The 24,548-nt window shown below is 34.3% G+C and carries 23 protein-coding genes and 1 pseudogene; 3 read left to right on the top strand and 21 right to left on the bottom strand.

Annotated elements, in window-relative coordinates:
- The first annotated feature begins 41 nt into the window (after nt 1-41).
- Entirely contained in the window at nt 42-281 is a 240-nt protein-coding gene (locus tag DRF65_RS17985) for a hypothetical protein (protein WP_002977986.1), read from the top strand.
- A gap of 49 nt (nt 282-330) precedes the next feature.
- Here DRF65_RS17985 and DRF65_RS17980 read toward each other — a convergent pair whose 3' ends face one another.
- From DRF65_RS17980 to dnaN, 5 genes are all read right to left on the bottom strand, one after another.
- Entirely contained in the window at nt 331-741 is a 411-nt protein-coding gene (locus tag DRF65_RS17980; protein WP_115972130.1) for an META domain-containing protein, read from the bottom strand.
- 488 nt (nt 742-1,229) lie between these two features.
- The gene (pheT, locus tag DRF65_RS17975) at nt 1,230-3,632 is read right to left on the bottom strand and encodes a phenylalanine--tRNA ligase subunit beta (protein ID WP_115972129.1); all 2,403 of its coding nucleotides are present in this window, start codon (nt 3,630-3,632) and stop codon (nt 1,230-1,232) included.
- Nucleotides 3,633-3,890: 258 nt separating this feature from the next.
- Nucleotides 3,891-4,502, bottom strand: coding sequence for a DUF417 family protein (locus DRF65_RS17970; RefSeq protein WP_115972128.1), 612 nt, complete (start codon nt 4,500-4,502; stop codon nt 3,891-3,893).
- 64 nt (nt 4,503-4,566) lie between these two features.
- Complete coding sequence (locus DRF65_RS17965) at nt 4,567-5,397, bottom strand: AraC family transcriptional regulator (protein ID WP_115972127.1); 831 nt, start codon at nt 5,395-5,397, stop codon at nt 4,567-4,569.
- Nucleotides 5,398-5,883: 486 nt separating this feature from the next.
- Complete coding sequence (gene dnaN, locus DRF65_RS17960; RefSeq protein WP_115972126.1) at nt 5,884-7,014, bottom strand: DNA polymerase III subunit beta; 1,131 nt, start codon at nt 7,012-7,014, stop codon at nt 5,884-5,886.
- A 251-nt stretch (nt 7,015-7,265) separates the two neighbouring features.
- Between dnaN and DRF65_RS17955 the strand changes: the two genes are divergently transcribed.
- Entirely contained in the window at nt 7,266-7,619 is a 354-nt protein-coding gene (locus DRF65_RS17955; protein ID WP_115972125.1) for a diacylglycerol kinase family protein, read from the top strand.
- Nucleotides 7,620-7,721: 102 nt separating this feature from the next.
- On the opposite strand, the gene DRF65_RS17950 is transcribed toward DRF65_RS17955, so the two are convergent.
- The 8 genes from DRF65_RS17950 to purB form a co-directional block, all read right to left on the bottom strand.
- Entirely contained in the window at nt 7,722-8,180 is a 459-nt protein-coding gene (locus DRF65_RS17950) for a GyrI-like domain-containing protein (protein ID WP_115972124.1), read from the bottom strand.
- A gap of 272 nt (nt 8,181-8,452) precedes the next feature.
- Nucleotides 8,453-9,082, bottom strand: coding sequence for an SGNH/GDSL hydrolase family protein (locus DRF65_RS17945; RefSeq protein ID WP_115972123.1), 630 nt, complete (start codon nt 9,080-9,082; stop codon nt 8,453-8,455).
- A 365-nt stretch (nt 9,083-9,447) separates the two neighbouring features.
- Nucleotides 9,448-9,864, bottom strand: a complete 417-nt coding sequence (locus DRF65_RS17940; protein ID WP_115972122.1) for a ribonuclease inhibitor — start codon at nt 9,862-9,864, stop codon at nt 9,448-9,450.
- Between the two features lie 61 nt (nt 9,865-9,925).
- The gene (locus DRF65_RS17935) at nt 9,926-10,624 is read right to left on the bottom strand and encodes a DUF3667 domain-containing protein (protein ID WP_115972121.1); all 699 of its coding nucleotides are present in this window, start codon (nt 10,622-10,624) and stop codon (nt 9,926-9,928) included.
- 108 nt (nt 10,625-10,732) lie between these two features.
- Nucleotides 10,733-14,428, bottom strand: coding sequence for a phosphoribosylformylglycinamidine synthase (locus DRF65_RS17930; RefSeq protein ID WP_115972120.1), 3,696 nt, complete (start codon nt 14,426-14,428; stop codon nt 10,733-10,735).
- Nucleotides 14,429-14,608: 180 nt separating this feature from the next.
- Entirely contained in the window at nt 14,609-16,036 is a 1,428-nt protein-coding gene (locus DRF65_RS17920) for a serine hydrolase (protein ID WP_115972118.1), read from the bottom strand.
- Between the two features lie 5 nt (nt 16,037-16,041).
- Complete coding sequence (locus tag DRF65_RS17915) at nt 16,042-17,016, bottom strand: WG repeat-containing protein (protein ID WP_115972117.1); 975 nt, start codon at nt 17,014-17,016, stop codon at nt 16,042-16,044.
- A gap of 47 nt (nt 17,017-17,063) precedes the next feature.
- Nucleotides 17,064-18,491, bottom strand: a complete 1,428-nt coding sequence (purB, locus tag DRF65_RS17910) for an adenylosuccinate lyase (RefSeq protein ID WP_047096071.1) — start codon at nt 18,489-18,491, stop codon at nt 17,064-17,066.
- Between the two features lie 278 nt (nt 18,492-18,769).
- Between purB and DRF65_RS28295 the strand changes: the two genes are divergently transcribed.
- On the top strand, nt 18,770-18,919 hold the full coding sequence (locus DRF65_RS28295; protein ID WP_123947379.1) for a bacteriocin-like protein: 150 nt from the start codon (nt 18,770-18,772) through the stop codon (nt 18,917-18,919).
- Nucleotides 18,920-19,178: 259 nt separating this feature from the next.
- Here DRF65_RS28295 and DRF65_RS17905 read toward each other — a convergent pair whose 3' ends face one another.
- The 8 genes and pseudogenes from DRF65_RS17905 to DRF65_RS17875 form a co-directional block, all read right to left on the bottom strand.
- The gene (locus tag DRF65_RS17905; protein WP_115972116.1) at nt 19,179-19,715 is read right to left on the bottom strand and encodes a hypothetical protein; all 537 of its coding nucleotides are present in this window, start codon (nt 19,713-19,715) and stop codon (nt 19,179-19,181) included.
- 632 nt (nt 19,716-20,347) lie between these two features.
- Nucleotides 20,348-20,531, bottom strand: a pseudogene (locus DRF65_RS17900) (RHS repeat-associated core domain-containing protein); the annotation flags it as partial.
- Nucleotides 20,532-20,575: 44 nt separating this feature from the next.
- Nucleotides 20,576-20,914, bottom strand: coding sequence for a hypothetical protein (locus DRF65_RS17895; protein WP_165852264.1), 339 nt, complete (start codon nt 20,912-20,914; stop codon nt 20,576-20,578).
- Between the two features lie 88 nt (nt 20,915-21,002).
- Entirely contained in the window at nt 21,003-21,344 is a 342-nt protein-coding gene (locus DRF65_RS17890; RefSeq protein ID WP_165852263.1) for a hypothetical protein, read from the bottom strand.
- Between the two features lie 34 nt (nt 21,345-21,378).
- Entirely contained in the window at nt 21,379-21,717 is a 339-nt protein-coding gene (locus DRF65_RS29175) for a hypothetical protein (protein ID WP_165852262.1), read from the bottom strand.
- Nucleotides 21,714-21,875, bottom strand: coding sequence for an RHS repeat-associated core domain-containing protein (locus tag DRF65_RS29170; RefSeq protein ID WP_317126198.1), 162 nt, complete (start codon nt 21,873-21,875; stop codon nt 21,714-21,716). The genes DRF65_RS29175 and DRF65_RS29170 overlap by 4 nt, the downstream gene beginning before the upstream one ends.
- Before the next feature lie 178 nt (nt 21,876-22,053).
- Nucleotides 22,054-22,536, bottom strand: coding sequence for a hypothetical protein (locus tag DRF65_RS17880; protein ID WP_115972113.1), 483 nt, complete (start codon nt 22,534-22,536; stop codon nt 22,054-22,056).
- A gap of 1 nt (nt 22,537) precedes the next feature.
- On the bottom strand, nt 22,538-24,548 hold a 2,011-nt coding region (locus DRF65_RS17875; protein ID WP_133297836.1), incomplete at its 5' end, for an RHS repeat domain-containing protein.

Below are 24,548 nucleotides of genomic sequence, written 5' to 3'. Positions count from 1 at the left end.
ATAATTTTATTTATCTTTGAGAAAGTTAAAACATTAAAAAAATGAAATTACCAAAGTTTTTATTAGCAGATAATTCGGAATTTCCAGAAGATCTATTCGTAGTCCACACAGAATATCCAAGATTTATCCTAAACGTTGAGGAAGAGGAAGTTGAGTGGTTAGACGATCTTGAAGGAGACGACGAAGAGACTATGGCAGACGAAGCTACGAAAGTGGTAGAAGCAGCATTCAAATGGTGCGATGAAGAGTTGGCTAAGTACGACGAAGAAGAGGAAGATTAATTACATCCAAATCATAAAAAAGGAACTCAAATTGAGTTCCTTTTTCTTTTTATTCTGATTTATTGAATTTCAATAATAAAAGATTGTCTTTATAAAGCTCCAGAGTGGTTCCGGAAATTACATATTTGTTAGCTTTCCCCATCATATCCATGAAGTTCTGCTCTACTCCAATATTGTTACACATCATTTTTGTAGATCCCATTTGCCCTGCTGAGAAACCTCCTGTAGAAGGATCTATGGTAGCGGTTCCGAAATAGTTGTTACAACCTGCATTTCCATTAATTTTTTCACCTTCAATGTTCAATGTCGGGACTTTGCCTTTTACATTATCTGCCAACGTCCATTTTGTACTGGCAAGAGCTGGCTGGGCTTTTCCTACTTTAGAAGCAGATGGACTTGTCATGGATCCACACGAAGCCAATACTGCTACTGTACATATACTTAAAAAAAGATTTTTCATTTTTTACTTTTTGAATTAACCCAAATTTACGGATTTTATATTATTTAAACGGGCTGCGATAAATTTTATTATTCTTTAACAGTTGATATTTTTACTTTATTTTAAATGTAAATTACTGATCTTACCGACTCTTCTTTAGATATTAATTTCACAAATATCACAACCTATCAGTGCGAGCTAAGCAATATCAACATTGAAATACTGTCTTACAGGTTGGAAACGCTAAGACGCAATGTTTTTGAGAATCTGCTGTTTTTTAGGGCGCAAGGATTTTATCTCCGATAAAATTGTATGCTTCTTCTAATGTCATGAATGCGCGAATAATCTATCAGCAGATAAAGCCTATGTGTCCTTAGTTTGTAAAAAGAAATTAAGTTTACAAACTAAAGGACACATAGAATATTATTTCATAGTCTACCTAGAAATAATTTAAAAACAAAAAACGGACTTTAAAAAGCCCGTTTCATAATATTTCTGTAATCTTTAAATTAAGATCTTAATTCTGCGTTGAATTCTTTCTGGAAAGCTTTAATTAAAGAATCCATTACTTCTGTAATTTCTTTTTCTTCCAGTGTTTTTTCTTCATTTAACAGCTCGAAGCTCATGGCATAAGACTTTTTACCTTCCGGAAGATTCTTACCTTCATACACATCAAATAAATTAATATTCTTGATGAATGGAGATTTATTTTTCTTCGCTATCTGGTAAAGCTCCTGATAGTTAACAGTCTTATCAATCAATAAAGCTAAGTCTCTTCTGATCTTGTTGAATTTCGGAATGTCTTTAAACTTCAATTCGTTTTTAGAACGTAATTCCTGAGCCAATTCAAGCTCTATTTCAGCATAGAAGCAATCCTGATCGATATCAAAATCCTTCAATAACGCCGGAGCTACTTTACCGATTCTTACTAAAATTTTACCATCTGCTTCATAAGCTAATGCATCAGAGAATCTTTCGTCAGATAAAGCTACTTCTTTATAACTTACGGCTAATCTTTCCAATAAAACTTTTACATAAGCCTTAAGGTTGTAGAAGCTTACTGCAGATTTAGGCTGCAGCCAGTTTTCAGCTACATCTCTTCCGGAAACAATAATCGCTAATTGTTTTCTTTCTTCGTACTTCTCTCTTTTGTGGTAGATCTTTCCTAATTCAAAGAATTTGATATCCTCATTCTTTCTGTTGATGTTGTAAACAGTATTCTGAAGAAGCCCTTCTAATAGAGATTTTCTCATGAAGGCAAGATCACCGCTTAAAGGATTCAATAGTTTTACGGCATCAGTTTCGTCTTTTACAGAAGTCAATGAATTGTTCATTACTTCATTGAAACCAAGGCTTTGTAAAGTTTTTGCCCAACTGTTTTCCAGTTCATCCTGATCATTTGCACTTAACTTCACTGGGGTAAATGAAATCTTTTGTGGAGCATCGATCTTATTGTATCCGTAGATTCTTAAAATCTCTTCAATAACGTCGATTTCTCTTGTTACATCTGCTCTGTAAGCAGGAACAGAGATTTCAAAACCGTTAGGAATTTCGTTTAAAACCTGAATTTCCAATGCTTTAAGGATTTCTTTTACTTTTTCTCTGTGAATTTTTGTTCCTAAAATCTGTTCAATTTTAGAGAATCTCAGGATCACATAGTTATCTTCTATTTTCTTAGGATATTCTTCTAAAAGCTCACCCACCAGTTTTCCTTCTGCAATTTCCTGAATCAGTTTAATGGCGTGAGTAATTGCTGTTCTTGTAAGGTTCGGGTCTACTCCTCTTTCGAATCTGAAAGAAGCGTCTGTATTTAAACTGTGAAGTTTCGCACCTTTTCTTACGGCAATCGGATTGAAATAAGCGCTTTCAAGGAATATTGTTTTTGTAGTTTCAGATACTCCTGAATTTTCACCACCAAAAACTCCGGCAATACACATTGGGCTATCCTGACCATCTTTAATCATGATCTCAGTACCGTTCAGTGTTCTTTCTACTCCATCCAGTGTAGTGAATTTTGTCCCTGGCTTTACCACACCCACTTTCACTTTTTTGTCTGCTATTTTATCAGCATCAAATGCGTGAAGCGGCTGCCCGTATCCGTGAAGAATATAATTTGTAACATCTACAACATTATTAATCGGGCTTAAGCCGATTGCTTTCAATCTGTCTTTTAACCAACTTGGAGATTCTGTAACTTTTACATTCTCAATTACAGCGCCAATATATCTTGGACAAAGCTCTGCATCTTCAATTTCCAGTTTGAAATCGTGAGTTCCTTCATTATTTAAAACTTCGGAAGCCAATTTATTAAATTGCGACTTTTGCTGATTGGTAGAAAGAAATGCATGCAGATCTCTTGCCACACCATAGTGAGACATTGCATCTGTTCTGTTTGGTGTCAAACCAATTTCAAGAACCTCATCATTGGTCAATTCAAAATAGTCTGCAAAGTTTTTTCCTACTTCATACTTGGTTTCATCTAAAACCATGATTCCCCCGTGATCTTCGCTTAAACCAAGCTCATCTTCAGCACAGATCATTCCCTGAGAAACTTCGCCTCTGATTTTTGCTTCTTTAATTTCAAAAAAGTTTCCGGTCTTATCATAGATTTTGGTTCCGACAACGGCTACAGGAACAGTTTGTCCTGCCTCTACATTAGGAGCTCCGCAAACGATATTCAATATTTTTCCGTTTCCTACGTCTACTGTTGTCTTCTTCAGTTTGTCGGCATTAGGATGTTTCTCGCAAGTTAAAACTTTACCTACAACAATTCCTTCCAGGCTGCCTTTCACACTTTCAAATTTATCTATCCCTTCAACCTCAAGACCTATATCTGTAAGGAACTCACCGATTCTTTCAGTTTTTAATTCCGTTTTTACAAAGTCCTTCAGCCAGTTGTTTGATATTTTCATTTGCTTATCTATCTACTTGTTTAATTCGTCAAACGAAACATCAGGTTCCATCTGCACTATTTTTGAAACTTTTTTTGAAATTCCGCTCAATTATCGAGTCGGTTTTTCGCGGTACAAATGTCGTGTTTTTTTGAGAAATACAGAAATTTAGAACCAACTTTAAGAGAAATAATTTTAATAGATTTCTTCCGGGAAGGCTGAGCAGATCACTCTGTGCTGTACTTTCAATCTAATTTTTGGTAAGCCATTAAAAATTGGCTAGAATGGCTTTACCAATTTCTTTACACTATCTGAAAATAAAACCAATCCACCTGCCATCATAATAATATCTTTCAAAACAAGACGTCCTGCTCCTGAAAGATATGGAAATCCATATTGAATCGTCGGGCCATCTCCACCAAGATCAGGGACATACACTTCTGGAGTGGTCAAGAGAAAAGATAAGGTAACCAGAGACATAAAAAAGGTCAAAGCCGCTCCTACAGCACCTATTTTAGGAAACCAAATTCCCAGAAACACTACAATTCCTATGATCACAATCATCGTTCCCAGCCCATAGGAAAAGGTATAGGTCCCATTCTGTGTGTGCCAGTTGATATTCTTCTGTACAACTTTTCCTTCCGGATTCTTATATATCGTGTATTCAGAAACAAGCTTTTGATCCTTATTCAGGACTTTGTTTCCTGCATTTTTATAGAAAAAACTCATCAGCGGACTATTGGCAACAAAGGGAACAATTCCATCAGCTTCATATTGAAATGCTTTAAGCCCGCCAATCCAGACCATGACAATACATATTGATATTCTCAGAAAATTGAAGAAATAATCATCTAACTTTAATAAACGGCTGTATAAGCTACTGTTTTGCATAAGATTTACTTTTTTAACAAAGATATTCACATGCTTACAGCCCAAACATAGACATTTCAGGACATTATATGGACATTTTTGCCACCACAGAAATGCCTACTTTTTCCCGATATTGTTTGGGAGAACAGCCCACAGCTTTTTTGAAATACCTGCTGAAGTAGAATTCATCATCAAATCCCAGCTCTGAAGCAATCTCTTTTATGGAACGGTATGTCAAATGAAGAAGCTTTTTGGATTCCAGAATAATTCTCTCATTAATCAGCTGAGTAGGTGTTTTGGAAAACTCTTTTTTGACCACTTTACTTAAGGTATTGTTGGTAATATTGAGTTGATCGCTATAAAATGAAAGCTCTTTTTCATTTTTAAAATTCCCTTCCAGTAGTTTCTGAAATTCTACAGCGTATTTGTTGGGTAGTTTCTCCTTGATTACTGAACTGTTTTCAATTCCGCTTTTTTGCTTACTGCAAATGGCAAAAATCAGCTGGATATATGTTTTAATAATAGATTGTGAAAACTGATGATTTTCTGTTTCTTCCTTTTTTATATGATTAAAAAGCTCAAGAATGTATTCATAGTTTTCTTTTGAGAGTTCTATGCCGGGATTCAGATAAATATTATTGAAAAGTAGTCCGTTGCAGGCTACTTCTTCTTTATGATACTCTATGCAATAAAAATCTCCATGAAATAGAAGAACATCAATATTCTCATCCGTCTCTGAAACCAGTTTCAACTTTTGATAGGGTGAAAGAAATAAGATATTATATTCTTTGTAAAGATAATTGATATCATTTACAGAAAAAACACCGGAACCCTTCCATAAAACAACACTGTAGTTTTCAGTGGTAAAATGGGAAGGAAAATCTGAAATTCGGTAAGACTGTATTTTAATTTCCATGATGAGCGTTGTTCTGCATTACAAAGAACGTTATAATTTTACTTATATATATTCTTTTAGCGCGGCGTACGCAAGGATTTTATAATTACACCGTATTATTTTTTAAGATCGCAATGGCACTTCACTCAGCTAAGGCTAATCTACTGATTCTAAACATTCATTTAACCTATCATGCATCATCTCTGCTGAATGAAATGCTCTTGCGAACAAAAATATACAGCCTTATTATAATCCTTTTTTGCGAACTTAGCCTTTAAACAATCTATATTACTTGATTTTTAACGCAAGGAACGCAATGGTTTTATAATGATAATGTATAATTTAAGGGCGCAAAGGCGTTTCACTTAGCTAGCAGCATCCTGAATCCGTCTTTGATGTAGCTTAACTTTTCTTAAAATCTTCATATTTCTTAACGGTTCAATATTTTGACTATAACAAACAAAAAAAGCTGGATTACTCCAGCTTTTTGTATTTGTTATTTTAATCTTACAATCCTATTACCGGCATTGATAACATTAAGATATTTTCGTTTTCTTCAAGACCATCAAGTGGTTCAATGATTCCTGGTCTGTTAGGCTGAGACATTTTCATTGTAATATCGTCAGAACCTAATATCGTCAACATTTCCGTTAAGAACTTAGAGCTGAATCCGATATTGATATCTTCTCCATTATAATCACAAGGAATCTGCATGTCTGCTTTATTTGCATATTCAGTATCTTCTGCATGAAGGTGAAGAATATTTCCTGAAAGTTTGAATCTTACCTGGTTGGTAGATTTATTAGACATGATAGACGCTCTCTTGATTGCTCCCAATAAAAGGTTTCTGTTAATTGTCAGCACATTCGGGTTTTCTTTAGGGATTACCGCTGTATAGTTTGGATATTTACCATCGATCAGTCTACAGATCCAGATATGTTTATCAAAGGTAAATTTAGCCATGTTCTCATTGAAGTCGATTTTTACGTCTTCATTAGAACTTGCCAGAATATTTTTGAAAATATTCAATGGTTTTTTAGGCATGATAAACTCCATTGGCTCAGCATTCATCAGGTCTGACCTTTTGTAAACAACAAGTCTGTGAGAGTCTGTAGAAACGAAATTGGTTTCGTTTTCTGTAAACTGGAATAATACTCCTGTCATTACCGGACGAAGTGAATCGTTACTGGTGGCAAATAATGTATTGGTTAAAGCTTCGGACAAAACTCCAGCCGGCATTACAACACTTTGAGAAGCGTCGAATTCTGGCAATTCGGGATAGTCATCGGCATTATCTAATGCTACTGCGAAATTATCTTTTTCATCTAAAATCTCAAGCTGGCTTCCAGTTCCTTCCGCATTGTCCTTTACAACAAATGTTAAAGGCTGTTCTCCATATGTCTTGATAAAATCCTGAAAAATTTTAGCAGGAACAGCAAATTTACCTGAATCATCAGACTTTACTTCCAGAGAAGTTACAAGAGTTGTCTCGCCGTCAGATGCTGTAATGGTAACATTATTTCCGTCTAATTCAAAAAGATAGTTTTCTAAAATCGGTCTCGATTGAGAGCTTGATATTACGCCACTTACAGTTTGCAACGCCTTCTGCAGTTCACCACTTGAAATAATAAATTTCATAGATTTATAAAATAAGTTTCTACAAATATAATAAATACATACAACAAAGAAAAGAATATTCCCGACGAGTTTTTAACAAAGATCGTCAATGGGGTTTCAGATCCGATATTACGTTCTGGTTTCCATAGCGGTATATTTTGTATCAAAATATTGACTGCTGAATATATTGTAATCTTAGTTTTCCAAATATAACAGATTAACTGCAACAATCAAAATACAAAAGCTATATTTGTTCAAAAAAGTAAAGGAACATGCAAAAACCTACTCTTCATAAAAGTTTTCTGAATGCTTTCCGGGGTGTTTTTATGATGATCAAAACGGAAAGAAATTTTCAGATTGAGCTTGTGGCTTTTTTCATTAACCTGTTCCTTATTTTCTATTTAAGACTTACTTCAACCGACGCAGCCCTTATTCTCATAGCTTCTGTAGCCGTTTTAAGTGCTGAAATTTTCAATACAGCCATAGAAAAGATATGTGATATCATTCAACCGGATTTTGATAAAAGAATTGGCTTTATTAAGGATATTGCAGCCGGAGCGGTTATTCTAGTAGCCATTGCTTCTGCTATTATTGGGGTTCTTGTATATTGGAAGTATATTGTTTGACCACCCCGCCAAATCTTTAATTTGACACCCCTCCGGAGGAGGGGAATATTACGTCTTCAATTCAAAAGTTTATCAAGACAGGAGGCTTAGTTTTTCTGAGTTTTATTTCACGGCAATCAAAATATCTACTTCTGCATCGGATGGATTTTGTGCTTTTTCCCCATATATTTCAAAATCAGCGGTAAAGGCTCTGCCCAGATCCATATCCCAGATTTTAAACCATTCATTAATCACCAACCCTTCTGCCAGATTTCCTTTTGGGGAAAATTTCACATAATCTCCGCCATCAAAAGACTTTCCGACCATTCCCTCCGGAATATGATCAAGATTTTCTACTTTGCATCCTAACAGCGTAGTATAAGGTTTTGTATGGTCTTTTTCATACTCTGTATAGATTGAATAAACAGTAGTATCCATTTTGTGTGGGATATTCTCCAGTACATTTTCTTTCATAAATTTCTCCCATAATACCGGAATATCTTTGGCTGCCTGTTCATTCTCATTGGTTGTTCTTACTGCAATTCCGATTATCTTAAAAGGTTCCACTTTTACGTTGTTCATTGTTTGATTTTTTGTTGTAAGTCAAAGATAGAGGGAAGTTGTGACAACTGTTTGTCAGGAGAGAATTTTAGAATGAATAATGCCGAGAATAGGGAATGAAATGATATTTTATGTTTTGGCTCAAGCCAATGGATAGGTCTTTAAAATATAAAACGGGCTAAAGCCCGTTTATTGATGTTGATATTCGACTATTTATTACCTTTTTCTGTTGCTAACCAAACAGTAATCTCTGCATCTTATCTTTCGGATGATACAGCAACATACAAAAGGTATTACAGATATTTTTCAATGATTGGAATTGCTATTTCGGCCATCATTCCATAGCCTTTCTCATTGGGGTGAACCCCATCTGCGGAAAGCAGAACTTCTTTATCCTCAAACAAAGCTGAATGAAAATCAATATAGGTCAAGGAATATTCTTTTGCAATATCCTTAAGGATCCCGTTGTAAGTGATCACTTCCTCGTTTGATCTGAGTTTCCCTGAACTAACCACTACTCCATCTATATTTTTAGATATAGGAAGAATGCTTACCAGATAAATGTCATTAGAAAACTCCTGGGCATGCTGAACCGCTGTGATGATATTATATTTAAATTTTTCAGGATTCACGATCTGCATTCCTTCTTTTATAGCAAGATCATTCGCCCCATAACTGATGAAAACCAGATTTCCATCGGTAGAATTTCTTGCCCTTAATTCTACAGGCATTCGCTTCAATAACCCTTCTGTGGTTTCGCCACCGATTCCTAAATTGAATAAAATCAGTTCATCCCCATTTCCTTCATGGAATTTTTGAAGGGCATATCTTTTTAAAATATCTACCCAGCCTCCAAAAACACCATCATATTCTCCGTACGTTATACTGTCTCCGAAGAACAACCCATATACTATTTTCTTCATTCAATTAATTCTTTTGTTTTTTGATTGTTACTTTTACAGTAAAGCTTTTCAATTATTCTTCAAAGTAAGATAAAAATCTGCGAAATCCACTTAATCTGTGAGATTTTTTAAATGTAAAATTGTAGTAAGAAAATTTTGAATCATAAGGATCTTTAAGGAATTAAGAAAAGGGACTTAAATATATTTTTAACGCAAAGGTTTTATTCTTATAGTGTATATTTTAGGAAGCAAAGATGCAATCAACAAGTTGATTCGATGAAGCGAGGTGGCAAGCTTTGAAAATAATACGTGTCATTAATATCTAAAATTCCCACTCATTGCTTATTGCTTATGCTTATTGCTTATTGCTTATTGCTTATTGCTTATTAATCTAACGTCAAAGTGATATTTGTATGTGATTCGATAATTTCTATCAGAATACCAAACAATGTCTGCCCTTTTCCTTCCAGTAAATCATTTAATTTTTGTTGGGCTAATTCAATATTAAAAGGTTTTCCATGTCGGATCTTGTTTTTGTAGAACTCCTGAGTGGCTTTAAGCCCTAAATCTTCTTTTGATTTTTGTGATTCTTTCCAGATAATTTCAATTTCTTCTTTATTTTCAAAGATTCCGAAACCACCATAGAGAATATCATCAAAACCATCTAAGGTTCCGACTTTCCAATCTGTGTCTTTCATTAAAACATTGGAAACTTCTTCATAAAATCCTTCTAAAGATGAAAAATGATCACCATGGATGACAATCATTTTCCCTGTATTGTTATTCGAGGTATTCAATTTCATTTTTAATGATATATGATGATTCCTAAAATGTGATAGCCTTTTCTATTACAATAGATTTCACTTAAAAAAGATGGATCAGGTAAGCCAATAAAATCAAAGTGTATTTGTAGGTAACAACTCCTAAAAATAAACAAATTAAACTTTTAACGTAATTTAAAAAGACTTTTTCTCCAAAAAACTGCCCTATTGCACATACAAAGTAAATCTGAAGCAAAAACACCCCAATTTGGGTGATCATCAACAAGCCAGTAAGCTTTGTGAGCAATAGAAAGAATAGAAGTGAAATAAAAAACACACCAAAAATATAGGATAGTAATACGAAGATTTCAAATAAGTTATATCCCTTTTTGTAAAAGAATATTTTTGTCCACAAAGCCATAAAAAATCCAATAATCAAAGCAGAATATGCAAGATGAGAATCTATCCAGCTATTGATAGCTTCGGTATTTATATTATTTTCCCATTGTTTCGTTTCCTCAAATCCTTTTATATTAAATATGAGAACGTCAATATGCAATAAATGAATAATGAAAGTATAAAGAACTGCTGCGAAAACTAAAAACACGATTGGTTTTACATATTTTTCACGGTTTTCTCTAAGATATTCTCTTACGGCTTTTCCCGGGCGTATCAAAACTTCTTTAAAAGTAAAAGGAAAGCCTTTATCAAAATGTAAAAGGTGCTGTATCTCGTGCGAGATGTAATGGGCGTCTATTCTTTTGATTTCTTTTTGGGGCTCAGAAGAATGTTCTTCGTTCATCGGTTATCGTTTTGTTTTTTCTAATTGTAATGGTACAAAAATATAAACTTATTGATTAAATAGTAAAAAAAAACCTCATAGATATTGAAATTCTATGAGGTTGATTTTTTACTTGAAGTATTCTACACCGTTTTTGAATATATTGTGATAATTCGCGGTTGGTATATTTCTCATGAGACCTTCCGTAAATCTTTCCGGGTGTCCCATTCTTCCGTAGATCTTTCCACATGGGCTGGTAACGCCTTCAATTCCAAATAATGAATTGTTAGGGTTAAATGGCATTCCGTGGGCAATGTTTCCATCGAAATCGATGTACTGTGTTGCAATCTGTCCGTTTTCATATAACTTCTTGATCTCTTCTTCTGAGGCTATGAAGCGTCCTTCACCGTGAGAAATAGGAATGGTGAAAGTCTGCCCTTTCATTCCTTTTAACCATGGGCTTTCATCGTTCACTACTTTTACCGTTACCATCTGAGAGATGTGTCTTCTGATAGCGTTATGAGCCAATGTTGGAGAGTTTTCATCTAAATCTTTAATTCTTCCGTAAGGTAATAATCCGGATTTAACCAAAGCCTGGAACCCGTTACAGATTCCAATAATCATCCCGTCTCTGTCTAGTAATTCGTGAACTGCATTTCTCATCTTCTCGTTCTTTAAAACGTTGACAATGAACTTAGCAGAACCATCCGGCTCATCACCTGCAGAGAAACCTCCTGAGAAGGCTAAGATTTGAGAAGTTTTTATTTCTTCTACCCATGCATCAATACTTTCATCCAATAATTGGTGGCTGATATTGATCAAAGGTAAGCTGCTTACTACAGCCCCTTCTTTCTGGAATGCGTTTAAGGTATCATACTCACAGTTTGTTCCCGGGAACACCGGAGCAAATACTTTAGGCTGTGCAATTCCGTGTTTTTTGATAATAATATTTCTTGGGTTGATTGAGTTTGATTTTTCATCAATTTCAACCGTAATCTTTTCTTTTTCTGTTGTTGGGAAAAGGTTTTCGAATGTACCTGTGTAAGCAGACACAAGATTCAAGATGCTGAACTCAAGACCATTGATCTTTAAAATACCAGAATCTTTTACTTCTCCTATTATCTGAAGAGATGCATTGTTTAGTTCTTCTTTAGCTTCGATGATTAAGCTACCGATGTTTTTAGCTAATAAAGTATTTTCATCAGCGTTGATTTCAGCTCCCAATCTGTTTCCGAAACTCATTTTTGCCAATGCTACTGCAATACCACCATCTTTTACTGTTTTTACAGAAACAATTTTTCCTGACTTGATGTTTTCAAAAATGAATTCATAAACATCTTTTAAAGCATCATAGTTTGGAAGACCGTTTTCCTGAGCGATATGGTTGAAGAAATATACTTTGTTTCCTGCTGTTTTAAATTCAGGGGAAATGATATTTTGCTTTTCTCCGTTAGCGCATGCAAAAGAAATTAATGTTGGCGGAACATTCAGATCCTGATAGGTTCCACTCATAGAATCTTTACCACCGATTGCTGCCAATCCAAGGTTGATCTGTGCATCATAAGCACCAAGAAGTGAAGCTAAAGGTTTACCCCATTTTTCAGGAGCCTGACCTAGTTTTTCGAAATATTCCTGGAAGCTTAATCTGATGTTTTTATAATCACCTCCCATTGCAACAATCTTCGCCACACTTTCTACAACAGCGTAAGATGACCCCAATAATGAGTTCTGTTTTGAGATTTCAGCATCGAATCCCCAGCTTGCCAGGGACACAGTTTTGATATCTTTAGCTCCTAAGATCGGTAATGTCTGCACACTTCCTTCCATTAGGGTCTGCTGGTATTTTCCACCTAAAGGCATTGCAACGGTTGTTCCTCCTACTGAAGAGTCGAACATTTCCAATAATCCTTTTTGGGAAGCTACGTTTTTATCTTTTAAAATATTCACGAAGTTTTCTTCGTTGAATACCTTAGTTTCTGTCTTTACTTCTTCAAGATGGTTGATTTTCACCTCCTGAGATTTTGAACATCCGTTGGTATCAAGGAATGCTCTTGAAAGGTCTACAATTTTATCTCCTTTCCAGAACATCTGCATTCTTCCTGAATCTGTTACTTTTGCTACTTCTACAGCAACAATGTTTTCAGCTTCACAGAATTTGATGAACTTTTCTTTGTCTTTTGGATCTACTACGACCGCCATTCTTTCCTGAGACTCAGAGATGGCTAATTCTGTCCCGTTTAACCCTTCATATTTTAATGGTAATACATCAAGGTTTACTTCTAAAGAGTCTGCAATTTCACCAATAGCTACAGAAACACCTCCTGCACCAAAATCGTTTGATTTCTTGATTAATCTTGTCAGTTCAGGATTTCTGAATAACCTCTGGATCTTACGTTCTTCTACCGCATTTCCTTTCTGAACTTCGGAACTCATAGTATGAATAGAAGTCTCATCCTGTTCTTTTGAACTTCCGCTTGCTCCGCCTACTCCATCACGGCCTGTAGCCCCTCCTAAAATAATGATAGAGTCACCATTCGCAGGCTTCTCACGTCTTACCCAGTCTACAGGAACGGCTCCGGTAACAAAACCTACTTCCATTCTTTTGGCTTTATAGCCTTCATCATAAATTTCAGACACCATCGTAGTTGCAAGACCAATCTGGTTTCCGTAAGATGAATATCCGTTGGCAGCCTGTTTTGTAATGGTTTTCTGAGGCAATTTTCCTGGTAATGTTTTGTCTACCGATTCTAAAACATCTGCAGCTCCCGTTAATCTCATTGCCTGGAATACGAAAGATCTTCCTGATAAAGGGTCTCTGATCGCTCCTCCTAAACAGGTAGATGCTCCTCCGAAAGGCTCAATTTCTGTTGGGTGGTTGTGTGTTTCGTTTTTGAATAGTAAATACCAAGGTTCTTTTTTACCATCGTATTCAGCTTCAATCTGAATGGTACAGGCATTGATCTCATCAGAGATAACAAGGTTGTCAAGGTTGCCTGTTTTATGGAAAAATTTACCACAAACTGTTGCTAAATCCATTAAGGAAATAGGCTTCAGCTCACGGCCTAAGAATTTTCTTTTTTCGATATAGTCATTGAAAATGGTTTCCAATGTATGTTTGAATTTCCCTTCAAACTGAATGTCTGACAATTCTGTTTCGAAAGTCGTGTGACGACAGTGATCGCTCCAGTAGGTGTCTAATACTTTGAGTTCTGTTTCTGTAGGGTTTCTTTCTTCTGTTTTAAAATATTCCTGAATAAACTTCAGGTCATCTAATCCTAATGCAAAACCGTGATTGTTATAGAAGTTTTCAAGTTCAGCATCGTTAAAATTGATGAAATTTTCGTGGATTAATACTTTTGAAGGTGTTTCATCAGCAGGAATATCCAACACAGAAAGGTCTTTTTCCTGAGATTCTACTTTATTGATCAAAAGGTCTTTGATTTTCACCAAATCAGCTTCTGAAACTCCTACGAATTCGATCAGCTTTCCACTTCTTACTTTTGATTTTTCATTTTCTGTCAGTAAAGCAATACACTGCTGTGCAGAATCTGCTCTCTGATCATACTGACCAGGCAGGAACTCCATTCCGAAGTGGATGCTTTTTGCAGGGTTTTCTGTATGTAAAATATCAGTAACAGGGTCTACAAAAGTATTGTTTACTACTTTTTCAAATTCCCCGTCATTCAGGTTGAAAATATCATACACATTGTATACTTTCACACTTTGAATTGCCGGAACAACTGCTTTTACTTCATCAAAAATTTTTGGACTTTCAACATCGAAAATTCCTCTTTTTTCTACGAAAATTCTTTTGTTATTAGACATTAGATGTCAGATTTTAATATTAGATTTATTTTTCTTTTACTTTTCTGGGTTTCGGAGAATCCATATCAGATTGTGGCTTATTATCCTTTCTGTATTAATCCTACTTTAAGCGTTATCATCCGCTCTATATTATTGAGTACAAATTTACTCTTTTTACTTTCTTTTTCCTCAATCTTTTTCTTATAATACCAATGTCAGATTATGATCTTTGGTACCATCGTTATTGGATGCATTTTTAGAGGCTCCTATCCATTCTTCTTTATTCAATACCAATTTAAAAGAATAGGTTTTTCCTTTTTCAAAATGGGATACAGGAACCTCCAATTCATAAAGGTTTTTATCCTTTTTTATCATCTGATATTCTTTATTTTCAGGATCCCAATTATTGAAACTTCCTGTTACAGCAACAGTATTGATAAGGTTTCCGTTCAGGTTTTTCGGGTGTGTGTAAGAAAAAACGATTTTATCTCCCTTTACGGAATATCCATATACCTGTTTTTTTTCTGAGGTTGAAATAAGATCGGCTACTAAACTATCCGTTCCATTATAAAGTGCAGTAAATGTTTCAGGTCCATTGATGTTCACTATTATACAGATTCCGATATTCAGTTCAGGAAATACCGTAAACAAGGTATTTATTCCATAGGATCCACCATGTTTGAATCCTCTTTTACCATGTTCAGTAATCCAATATTTATCCCAAAAATATCCATACCAGCCTTCTTTGCTGTTGTTAATGTTCCTTTGGGACTCCTGTACTATTTTATCTTGTGGATTCAGTTCTTTTTTTAAAAACTTCACCATATCTCCCATTGTAGATTCGGTTTTCGATCCACCTGAGCCCCATAAAAGGCTTTGTGAAACGGGCATCAGACGATAATTTTCATGATATCCATTGGCCTGAGCTTCATCTTTACCAAGTTCCAGTTTGGTATGGTTCATTCCAGCTTTTGAAAATATATTTTCTTTCAAAAGCGTTTCATAGCTTTTTCCGTAAATATTTTCAAGCATGAGACCAGTCAACTCAAGGCTTAAATTGCTGTATTTATATTCTTTACCTGGCTCCATATTTAATGTAACAGTGGCCAGATCTTTTTTAAAGTCTTCTTTTGTATAGCCTTTATTGAGCTTCTCGTAAAGAAAAGCGGTCTCATCGTTCATGTTTTTCCTTAATTCATCATCAATAGGAAGATTTCTTGGAAGCGCTGTTTCGTAAGAAATTAAGTTGCGAACTTTTATAGGAACTCCATTATATTCTAAGTTAGGATAAGATCCTTTGAGGTATTTACGTACATCATCATCAAGGCTTATTTTCCCTTCCAGCACTGCCTGAGCCAATAACTGACCTGTAAAAAGCTTGGTAACGGAAGCGATGGAGAAATATGTATCATCATCTGCTTTATTTCCTTTTCCTTTGTCTATTTCGCCAAAGTGCTTGGTGTAGACTTTTCCGTCTTTAATAATTCCAACGGAAACGGAATATGCTTTAGATTCTACTGCAACTTTCTGAGCTGCTGCATCTATCATGGAATAAACTGTTTTATCTGTTTGTGCATAGTTCTTCACAAATGCCAAAGCAACAATACATAAGAATATATTTTTTCTCATTAAGTTTAATTCTGGTTATTTTTGAATTTATTTGGGTTATCAGGATGTTCTTTTTGAAATTTTGTTGCTTCTTCTATTTCTTTTCTCAGCCATTCTTCAAAAGGAACTCCTTTCTCATTATAGGCTGTTATGGCATAAAATGTTTTCCCATCTTCTGAAACCAGAAATTTAAAACGATAAAGCATCCCCAAGTCGTACTTTGTGTAATCATAAGTATTGATCTGATAATAGGGAAAGTTTTCTTTGGGTCTTTCTACGATTTCAAAAAACAGTTTTTTTTCTTTTTCAGGGATTTTATTATACTGGTTTACATAATAAAGATCTGATAGCAGCTTATTCTGCTTTTCAAAAAACTGAAGAATATTTTTTTCTTTTTCATTGTATTGGAAAGGATACGGATAGTATTTTCCAACAATCTTCACATCATTCTGAGAATATTTTGTAAGAGGTTGAACGGTTTCTCCTTTGGTATTCATCATTCCCCATTTTTCACCCGGCACTTTTACATAGCCATCATCGTCGTTCCTTTTACATCCGTCACAAAATGAGGCGTATCCATAATTGAAAGAGGCAACAAAGTCATGTTTAGGCTCAATAACCGTTTTTCCGTTTCTATCTGCAAAACCTATCTTTCCATTTTTAACGAAACGTCTTAGCCCTTCTACAAAATAATCGGGTCCGTTGTCATATAGAAGTGGAGTGTACAGAAAGTTTCCTTTTCTGTCATAGACATATCCCCAGGTATTTTTCTGAGATTTCTCACCTTTTTTCTCGCCATCAAAAAGAATGGTTTCTCCTTCTACCAGATCACCGTCTTTAAGGTCTGAATACATTTTAAACTGTGCAGGAATAATAACTTCCCCTTTTTGATTTTTTACCCCTACTAAATTGTCTTTGGCTTTAAAATATTTTAAAACTTCTTTCTCCTGAGAAAAAGCAAGTACGGGAATCATTGTAATGAATAAAAGGATTCTGTTCATGGTTGGGTTTAAAATAAAAAATGCAGCCCAAAAGGCTGCACATTGTTTTATACTTTAAGATCAGCTTCTAATCCTATAAGGTCTTTATTTTGGTCTATAATCGGCTGCACTTCGTTCTTGACAAATTCTTCTGTCTGAATCGGCGCGAACCCAATAAAGTTCTTAGGATCTAAAACTTCTTTTAATTTTGATTTATCTAATTTTAAAGAATCATCGTTTAAGATTCTTTCGATCAGATCGTTTTCTTTTCCTTCTTCCTTCACTTTCTTGGAAGCTTCCATAGAGTGAACTCTGATTACTTCATGAATTTCCTGACGGTCACCACCCGCTTTCACTTCTTCCATGATGATGTATTCTGTGGCCATGAAAGGAAGTTCTTCTTCGATGTGTTTGTTGATTCTGTTCGGATATACTACGATTCCGTTCATGATGTTGTTCCAGATCAATAGGATTGCATCCACCGCTAAGAACGCCTGAGGAATTGTTAATCTCTTGTTTGCAGAGTCATCTAATGTTCTTTCAAACCATTGTGTAGAAGCTACCATTGCAGAACTTGTCGTTAGAGACATTACGTATTTTGCCAATGCCCCGATTCTTTCACTTCTCATTGGGTTACGCTTATAAGCCATTGCTGATGAACCGATCTGGTTTTTCTCGAATGGTTCTTCAATTTCCTTAAGGTTTTGAAGTAAACGTAAATCGTTGGTGAATTTATGTGCAGATTGAGCGATATTTCCTAATAAAGCTACTACTTTAGCGTCAATCTTTCTATCATAAGTCTGTCCTGAAACTCCGAATACTTTTTCGAATCCGAATCTTTTTGAAAGTTCTTTATCTAAATGTTTTACTTTTGAATAATCTCCGTTGAACAGTTCAAGGAAACTTGCAGCCGTTCCTGTAGTTCCTTTCACTCCTCTGAAACGAAGTGTTTCAAGGAAGAAGTCTAATTCTTCGATATCAAGAACCAAACTCTGTAACCAAAGGGTTGCTCTTTTCCCAACTGTTGTTAACTGAGCCGGTTGGAAGTGTGTGAATCCTAATGTTGGAAGGTCTTTGTACTGAATCGCAAAGTCTGCTAAGTTTTTCATTACATTAACCAACTTTTTCTTCAGGATTAAAAGTCCGTCACGGATCTGAATTAAGTCTGTATTGTCTCCTACAAAAGCTGAAGTAGCTCCCAAGTGAATAATTCCTTTTGCTGAAGGCGCTACATCCCCATACGTGTGAACGTGAGCCATTACATCATGACGGAATTTCTTTTCGTATTCTGCTGCTTTATCGAAATCGATATTTTCAGCATTAGCTTTTAATTCAGCGATCTGCTCGTCTGTAATTTCAAGGCCTAAGTCTTTTTCGATCTCTGCTAAAGCGATCCAAAGCTTTCTCCAGGTACGGAATTTGTTATTGTGTGAGAAATTAAACAACATTTCTTCACTGGAATAGCGCTCTTCCAATGGATTTTTGTAGGAATTCATTCGTTCTTTTACTTTTTTAGATGTACAAAAATACGATTTTTCAGTGAGAGATGAAAATGTTGGTTTTATGATTTTTGTGGTGGTTGGGTAAAGCAAAATTTTGGATGGATTTTATCAGTTTAAGGTCAAACACCTTATATATCAAGCTATTTTATTTTCGGAATTTATTTTCAAAATTTTCCCATAAGTTGTAATTTTATTTAAACTTTTTTATAAATTCGTAACAAGCGGACCTCGAAAAGCTTACAGAGTAGAGTAACCAAAACCAAATTAAACGTATGAAAAATCTCAAAAAACTAACAAAATCGGATTTAAAAACGATCTCAGGAGGATGGGTTCCACAACCTGGACAAAGCTGTCCGAGCGGAACATGTCAATATCGCGAAAATGGTGCCTGTAGGACATATGATCCTGAAAAGTGTATTTAAATATAAGCCTGACTGAAGTCAGGTTTTATTTTTAGTAAAAGTTCATACACTGATCCAGACTCTAAAAATAGAAGAAACCAAACTCACTTTTACATTTCCAAAATAATAAGGCCATTACAAATACAATAATTTCTATATTATTTGGAGGCACGAGCTAGAAGCTCACGCCAGCGGGGGGTATAAGTAAAAAACCTTTGCTCTTGCAAAGGTTCTTTTATTTTGATTGCTCAAAGTCAGGAGACTTTGCGCAGCTGGGTTGCTATTTATTTAAATTATATTTTTTAATAATATACTTTCCTGCATAGTCATCAAATGTTATTAAATATCCATCTAAAAACATTTTGTATAGAATTGTTTTCTTTTCTTCTATTGAAATATTTTTTGGATAAAAATAAAACACATCTTCTCCTATAATAAAATATTTTTTGATTATTTCTTTATTAGATAATTCTACAATTTTAGAACTCTCGCTAAAAATTCCATACTCGTAATGATTAGCTACTGAATTCTTTATTTTAAGCTTTTGTTTTAAGGCGATCTTTAAAAAATCATAGAAGTCTTTATAATCATTATTATAATATTTTATATATATGTCACTTAAAAATTTAACGTTGGTTTCAAAAATATTATTATCCATTGTTTTCAAGTAAAGATTATACTGTACATATGGTGACGGTATATTCGAATTAACATTCGAAAGATTTTTAATAAAATCATCCGATAACTCTACTTTTTTATTACATGAAATTATAATAAAAAAGAGACCAACAAAAAGAAATTTAATTATTTTTTTCATAAAAAATTATTGAGGAAGTATATAATTAGGAGGATTAGGATTAACTTTTTGTCCTCCATAAGTTGTTCTAGTAGGTAGTTCCTCTATTTTTCTTGCCTCATTTTCAGCCTTAACAGCTCTTTGTTCGACAGGATCTTCCGCAGTTCCAGATTTTGGATCATTGTTTCGAGGGTTATCTTTCATATTTTTTTGATCATAATCAAACTGATGTCTCATTTCATGAGTTACTGTAGATAAATTTGAATCGGGTATGCCTTCATGTTTTTCAAACTGTTTGCTATTTTCTTTGCTAAAATCATAAAGAGTCTGAGTTCCAACACCATGCCCTAATACAGCTCCATTTCTATCTTGAAAAACTTTACTACCACTATTTCCACTTTCTATCCAATGGGTTTTGTCACTATTTTCTAAAGTGTGTAACATGCCTTTCAATTCTTTATTTCCAGAATTTTCAATTTGTCGATAAGCAACTGCTAATTTAAATAAAGATGGACTACCTGTATGTGTTCGTCCATCATATTTAGCACCTAACTTTCCATTTTCCAAACGTCGGAAACTCCCACTAGAATATTTCCATTGTTCCGTAACATTTCCCTTAGAATCACGAATAAGATAAATTATATCTTTCCCTTGTCTTCCATCGGGATCAATGAAACGAATAGGATTATTAAATGTATAGTTGTAAGGACTGTGTCTTCTCATCTTCTCCGCAAGCGGATCTACGACTCCCCATCTTCCCAAATCTGGCATATATATCCTTGCTCCATAATCATACATACCGGTCTCTTGCAACTCTTTGCCGTTGTACTTATATCTATTAAAGCCACCAAGATTAGTGGCTTTAATAATTAAACTCATTGTTATTTTTCAGGAATATTTTGCCTTTCTACTTTTTGTACTTTACCATTTTTTATAAATATATTGACAAAATATGGTTCTCCAATATTAGGAAAATAATTTTCCCCTCTAAAATATTTAGTCTCATTACAAATATTCAAGTTTTCAATTTTGAAATATTTTAAATAGATATTTTTTTCAATAAGTAAAGGAGTGTTACTAACTTTTTTTAAATAATATTTATTTTTTTCAAAAGTAGGCATACCATAAGCGATTCCTACTATAGAATCATTATTTCTGACTGTACTATAAAGGCATAATACATCATCTTCACTTTTAATTTTCGAAGAATTTTCTATCATTTTTTCAGCCTCGTCGGTTACAATGTTACTAATATTATTATCTGTCGATTTACAGGAGGATACTATTAGTAAAAAAATTATAATGATCTTATTTTTTAATATCAAATTTGTAGGAATCATAAATTATTGTTTCGTTTGAATTTGGTACAACTATTTTAAAATTATCAGGTGTTCTATTTTCGTAAAAATCGTTTTCAAAAAGTATTTTATTTCCTCTGTCTCCTTCTTTTGGTAAACCATAACCATTGAACCCTGATGGAACAAGTGTGCCTCCAGGATGTAAATGAGTAAACTCTGTCATCTTCATATTTTTATTATTTAAAATTTGCCAGGCTAAATAACCTCCAACACCCTCTTGAGATTTTTTATATTCTGTGGAAATTGCAAAAACTTCTTTTCCTCCGTCTTTTACATTTTTATATCCTGCCAAACTAAACTCATTTCTTACGTTATCTTTAATGAAATTAAAAAAAGCTTTTCATTGACTTCCTATCTGTAGAGATATATACAGAAGAATCCGTAATCCTTGATTTATCTCCTTCGCGAATTGTTGACCTTCCATCTAATCTGTTGCCTATAACATCCTTATTGATTGTAATAGATTTACTTTTATTTATGTTACCTTTTTCGTCAGTAGCATATATAGTATCTGTACTATTTTTTTCGCTTCCATCTTCTTTGTCTACTCTTTCAATTTTCCCACCTTGTAGAAGTTTATAATCAGTTAATGGAGCTCTTCCATCAGGGTCAATAAATCTTATTGGATTATTAAACGCGTAGTTATAAGGACTATGTCTCGTCATTTTCTCCGCCAGCGGATCCACCACCTTCCTAAGTCAGGCATATAGAATCTTGCTCCATAATCATACATACCCGTCTCCTGCAATTCCTTTCCGTTGTACTTGTAGTTCTTATAAGTACCCTGTCCAAAGAATGTATTTCCGGTATTGAGGTGATTCATCCCAAATGGATAGTAATCATTGGCATCTGTAATTTTAAGAAATGATTTTTATTCATAATTATAAACGTTTTTGATTTCATAATCAGATAAAACCCACTGCTATTGCGGTGGGCTTTATCTATCTGATCACGGATAAAATCCGGGAGATCGGGTTTACATTACCATTACCAACTCCAAGTTAAGTATGGGGCTCGTCTGATACTTCAATTATTTTAGAGAAAACCCATTTTTTACTTTTATTATTGTATTTAAGAAGCACCTTCCTTTCATCTTCAAAAATATAAAAAGGAAAAGAACCTTCAGAATACATTTTATAATTAGTTGACATTATTTTTAGTGTTACAACTAAAGAGTTTTCATAAATATTATCAATTATCATATCGAATAAAAATGTATTATCATTTTGAGATTTAAGAAAATTTTTAAAATCATCTTCATTTTTCAAAGGTATTATTTCAAAAGAATATTTTTCCTCAAAAAAATTTGTCTTTAAAAAAGAGATATTCTTAGGTATGATAAAAGTTAATTTCTTATTATTAATAGTAGAATAATCTCCTTTGTTAATAGAATAACTTTTATTAATTAAAGAATACAAATTTAATTCTTGCGCATTAATGAAAGAAAATAAAAATAAAAATAGTAATAAAATAAGTTTTTTCATATTATTGAGGTCTAGGTCTTGAAAGATTAATCATTGCAGCTCCTACTTTTATTACTTCAACATTATTTTTAAAAGTACCATAATTCATACTATGAACGGAACCAGAATTATTATAATAAGTTATTATTTTGTTATAATTAGCTGGGTTTAATGGAACAAAATTCCCAATAGTACTTTGAGCGCTTGTAACTTCTGCACTTGTAATTTTACTTGTATTAGTTGCAACATCATACCCCAAAACTGCATTTGGTTGAGTGAAAAGTGCTCCAGATTTATCGGCTCCAGATGGATTAAATCCACCAACAATAGCATTTCCACTTGTATCAAATTTCAATACTGCACCATGAGTATGAATATTGTGTGTTATATCATATCCTTTACCTGTAAGTTCATTTTCAGCCAAACCTGTTTTTACACTTCCCTTACTCGTACTAGCAACAGTAGCTAAACCTTCTAAACCATTTTTACCTCCCACTGCGATCGCTTGCTCATTCATTCCGCTAGCTTCCATATTAGAATAAGCTGCATCCATACTGGAAATTAAATTATCTGAAGGAAGATCAATTAGACCATCTGAATAGGCATTAGAATTTAGAGTTACTTTTCCGTCTTTAATTGAAGATGTAATTCTACTTTCTTCAGTAGAATTTAATGCAACTCTTACTTTTCCATTATTAACACCGTCAGTTCCCAAATAATTTCCACTTAAACCAAAATAATCTGTTAAAGGTGCCCTTCCATCTGGGTCAATGAACCTAATAGGATTATTAAACGCATAATTATAAGGACTATGACGAGTCATTTTCTCCGCCAGAGGATCTACTACACCCCATCTTCCCAGATCCGGCATATACATCCTGGCACCATAATCATACATTCCCGTCTCCTGCAATTCCTTTCCGTTGTACTTGTAATTATAGCTTGGATTACCTCCTAATATATTATACCCTTCATGTTTCAACCCAAAAGGATAATAATTATTCTCCTCAAGAACTTCTATTCCCGTACCATTTTTGAAATAACTCAATCGTACATTTCCTAAATGGTCTGCGTAATTGTAAATATACTTATTATTTTCAAAATTAAAATACCCTTCTGAAGTAGGAACAAATTTCAAATTCGATTCTGTATATTGGAAACCATCCAGATAATCTGTAGCTAAACCAGCCGTTCCTGATTTTTTAACCTTTGTTCCATCCGCCCTATAAACATAATTAATAGCCTTGGAGTCCTGGGTAACCTGCTGGGGCAGATTCAGATAATTATACTTTATGGAAGATATTTTTTTATCCGGATGACTTGTCATATTCCCATTATCATCATAGGAGATGGTATTGCCTCCTCCTACATATCCTAAATTATTTTGAGCATTATCCTTTACATTCAAAAGCCTGTTTCCTGAGTAGATATATGTAAGATCATCAATCTGCATCGCGACTCCAGTAGTGGAGTTCTTAGTATTACGGTATAACTGAGTGATATTTCCGTTCAGGTCATAAATAATATACTCGCTGTAAAAACTGTTTTGAGGTGCTGTTGCCCAGGGTTCGGAATAATGCCCAAACTTCAGTTTATTATCTGCATAGTAATCATAGGTATATCTTTTCAATACATTATTGTTGGAGGTATTCCAGTCTATTTCTGCGATATTACCGTTGTATCTTGCAGTGGCATAGAGTGGATTAACTGGATTAGTGTATTTTATTTCATACCCAAACAGTTTCCCATTCAGGTTAGCAGGATCATTAATTTTAGTCATCCAGCCTCTGATATTGTATTTATAATCAATCTGCTGGAGTGAAGTTCCTACAGAAACTCCACCCACTTTTTTAGATTCCAGCTGGGAAAGTTCATTGTATGTATTCTGGGTGAGGATTTCCACAGGATTGGAATTCACCTGATGTTTGTGTACGAGCAGCCTGTTCTGGTGATCATACTCAAAGTTTTCTGTGATCACTGTTTCTGTATCGGTTGCTAATCTTTTATGTCTGGTAACAACATTTTGAGCTACT

It is taken from the genome of Chryseobacterium pennae (genome assembly GCF_003385515.1).
GTDB classification, from domain to species: domain Bacteria; phylum Bacteroidota; class Bacteroidia; order Flavobacteriales; family Weeksellaceae; genus Chryseobacterium; species Chryseobacterium pennae.
The sequence above is the reverse complement of the archived record's forward strand: the minus strand, read 5'-3'. Positions and strand labels throughout refer to the sequence as shown.

What these genes read in the sequence shown, in the direction of transcription:
- DRF65_RS17985 (WP_002977986.1), top strand. Translation starts at nt 42, where the DNA reads ATGAAATTACCAAAGTTTTTATTAGCAGATAATTCGGAATTTCCAGAA.
- DRF65_RS17980 (WP_115972130.1), bottom strand. Translation starts at nt 741, where the DNA reads ATGAAAAATCTTTTTTTAAGTATATGTACAGTAGCAGTATTGGCTTCG.
- pheT (WP_115972129.1), bottom strand. Translation starts at nt 3,632, where the DNA reads ATGAAAATATCAAACAACTGGCTGAAGGACTTTGTAAAAACGGAATTA.
- DRF65_RS17970 (WP_115972128.1), bottom strand. Translation starts at nt 4,502, where the DNA reads ATGCAAAACAGTAGCTTATACAGCCGTTTATTAAAGTTAGATGATTAT.
- DRF65_RS17965 (WP_115972127.1), bottom strand. Translation starts at nt 5,397, where the DNA reads ATGGAAATTAAAATACAGTCTTACCGAATTTCAGATTTTCCTTCCCAT.
- dnaN (WP_115972126.1), bottom strand. Translation starts at nt 7,014, where the DNA reads ATGAAATTTATTATTTCAAGTGGTGAACTGCAGAAGGCGTTGCAAACT.
- DRF65_RS17955 (WP_115972125.1), top strand. Translation starts at nt 7,266, where the DNA reads ATGCAAAAACCTACTCTTCATAAAAGTTTTCTGAATGCTTTCCGGGGT.
- DRF65_RS17950 (WP_115972124.1), bottom strand. Translation starts at nt 8,180, where the DNA reads ATGAACAACGTAAAAGTGGAACCTTTTAAGATAATCGGAATTGCAGTA.
- DRF65_RS17945 (WP_115972123.1), bottom strand. Translation starts at nt 9,082, where the DNA reads ATGAAGAAAATAGTATATGGGTTGTTCTTCGGAGACAGTATAACGTAC.
- DRF65_RS17940 (WP_115972122.1), bottom strand. Translation starts at nt 9,864, where the DNA reads ATGAAATTGAATACCTCGAATAACAATACAGGGAAAATGATTGTCATC.
- DRF65_RS17935 (WP_115972121.1), bottom strand. Translation starts at nt 10,624, where the DNA reads ATGAACGAAGAACATTCTTCTGAGCCCCAAAAAGAAATCAAAAGAATA.
- DRF65_RS17930 (WP_115972120.1), bottom strand. Translation starts at nt 14,428, where the DNA reads ATGTCTAATAACAAAAGAATTTTCGTAGAAAAAAGAGGAATTTTCGAT.
- DRF65_RS17920 (WP_115972118.1), bottom strand. Translation starts at nt 16,036, where the DNA reads ATGAGAAAAAATATATTCTTATGTATTGTTGCTTTGGCATTTGTGAAG.
- DRF65_RS17915 (WP_115972117.1), bottom strand. Translation starts at nt 17,016, where the DNA reads ATGAACAGAATCCTTTTATTCATTACAATGATTCCCGTACTTGCTTTT.
- purB (WP_047096071.1), bottom strand. Translation starts at nt 18,491, where the DNA reads ATGAATTCCTACAAAAATCCATTGGAAGAGCGCTATTCCAGTGAAGAA.
- DRF65_RS28295 (WP_123947379.1), top strand. Translation starts at nt 18,770, where the DNA reads ATGAAAAATCTCAAAAAACTAACAAAATCGGATTTAAAAACGATCTCA.
- DRF65_RS17905 (WP_115972116.1), bottom strand. Translation starts at nt 19,715, where the DNA reads ATGAAAAAAATAATTAAATTTCTTTTTGTTGGTCTCTTTTTTATTATA.
- DRF65_RS17895 (WP_165852264.1), bottom strand. Translation starts at nt 20,914, where the DNA reads ATGATAGAAAATTCTTCGAAAATTAAAAGTGAAGATGATGTATTATGC.
- DRF65_RS29175 (WP_165852262.1), bottom strand. Translation starts at nt 21,717, where the DNA reads ATGACGAGACATAGTCCTTATAACTACGCGTTTAATAATCCAATAAGA.
- DRF65_RS29170 (WP_317126198.1), bottom strand. Translation starts at nt 21,875, where the DNA reads ATGAATCACCTCAATACCGGAAATACATTCTTTGGACAGGGTACTTAT.
- DRF65_RS17880 (WP_115972113.1), bottom strand. Translation starts at nt 22,536, where the DNA reads ATGAAAAAACTTATTTTATTACTATTTTTATTTTTATTTTCTTTCATT.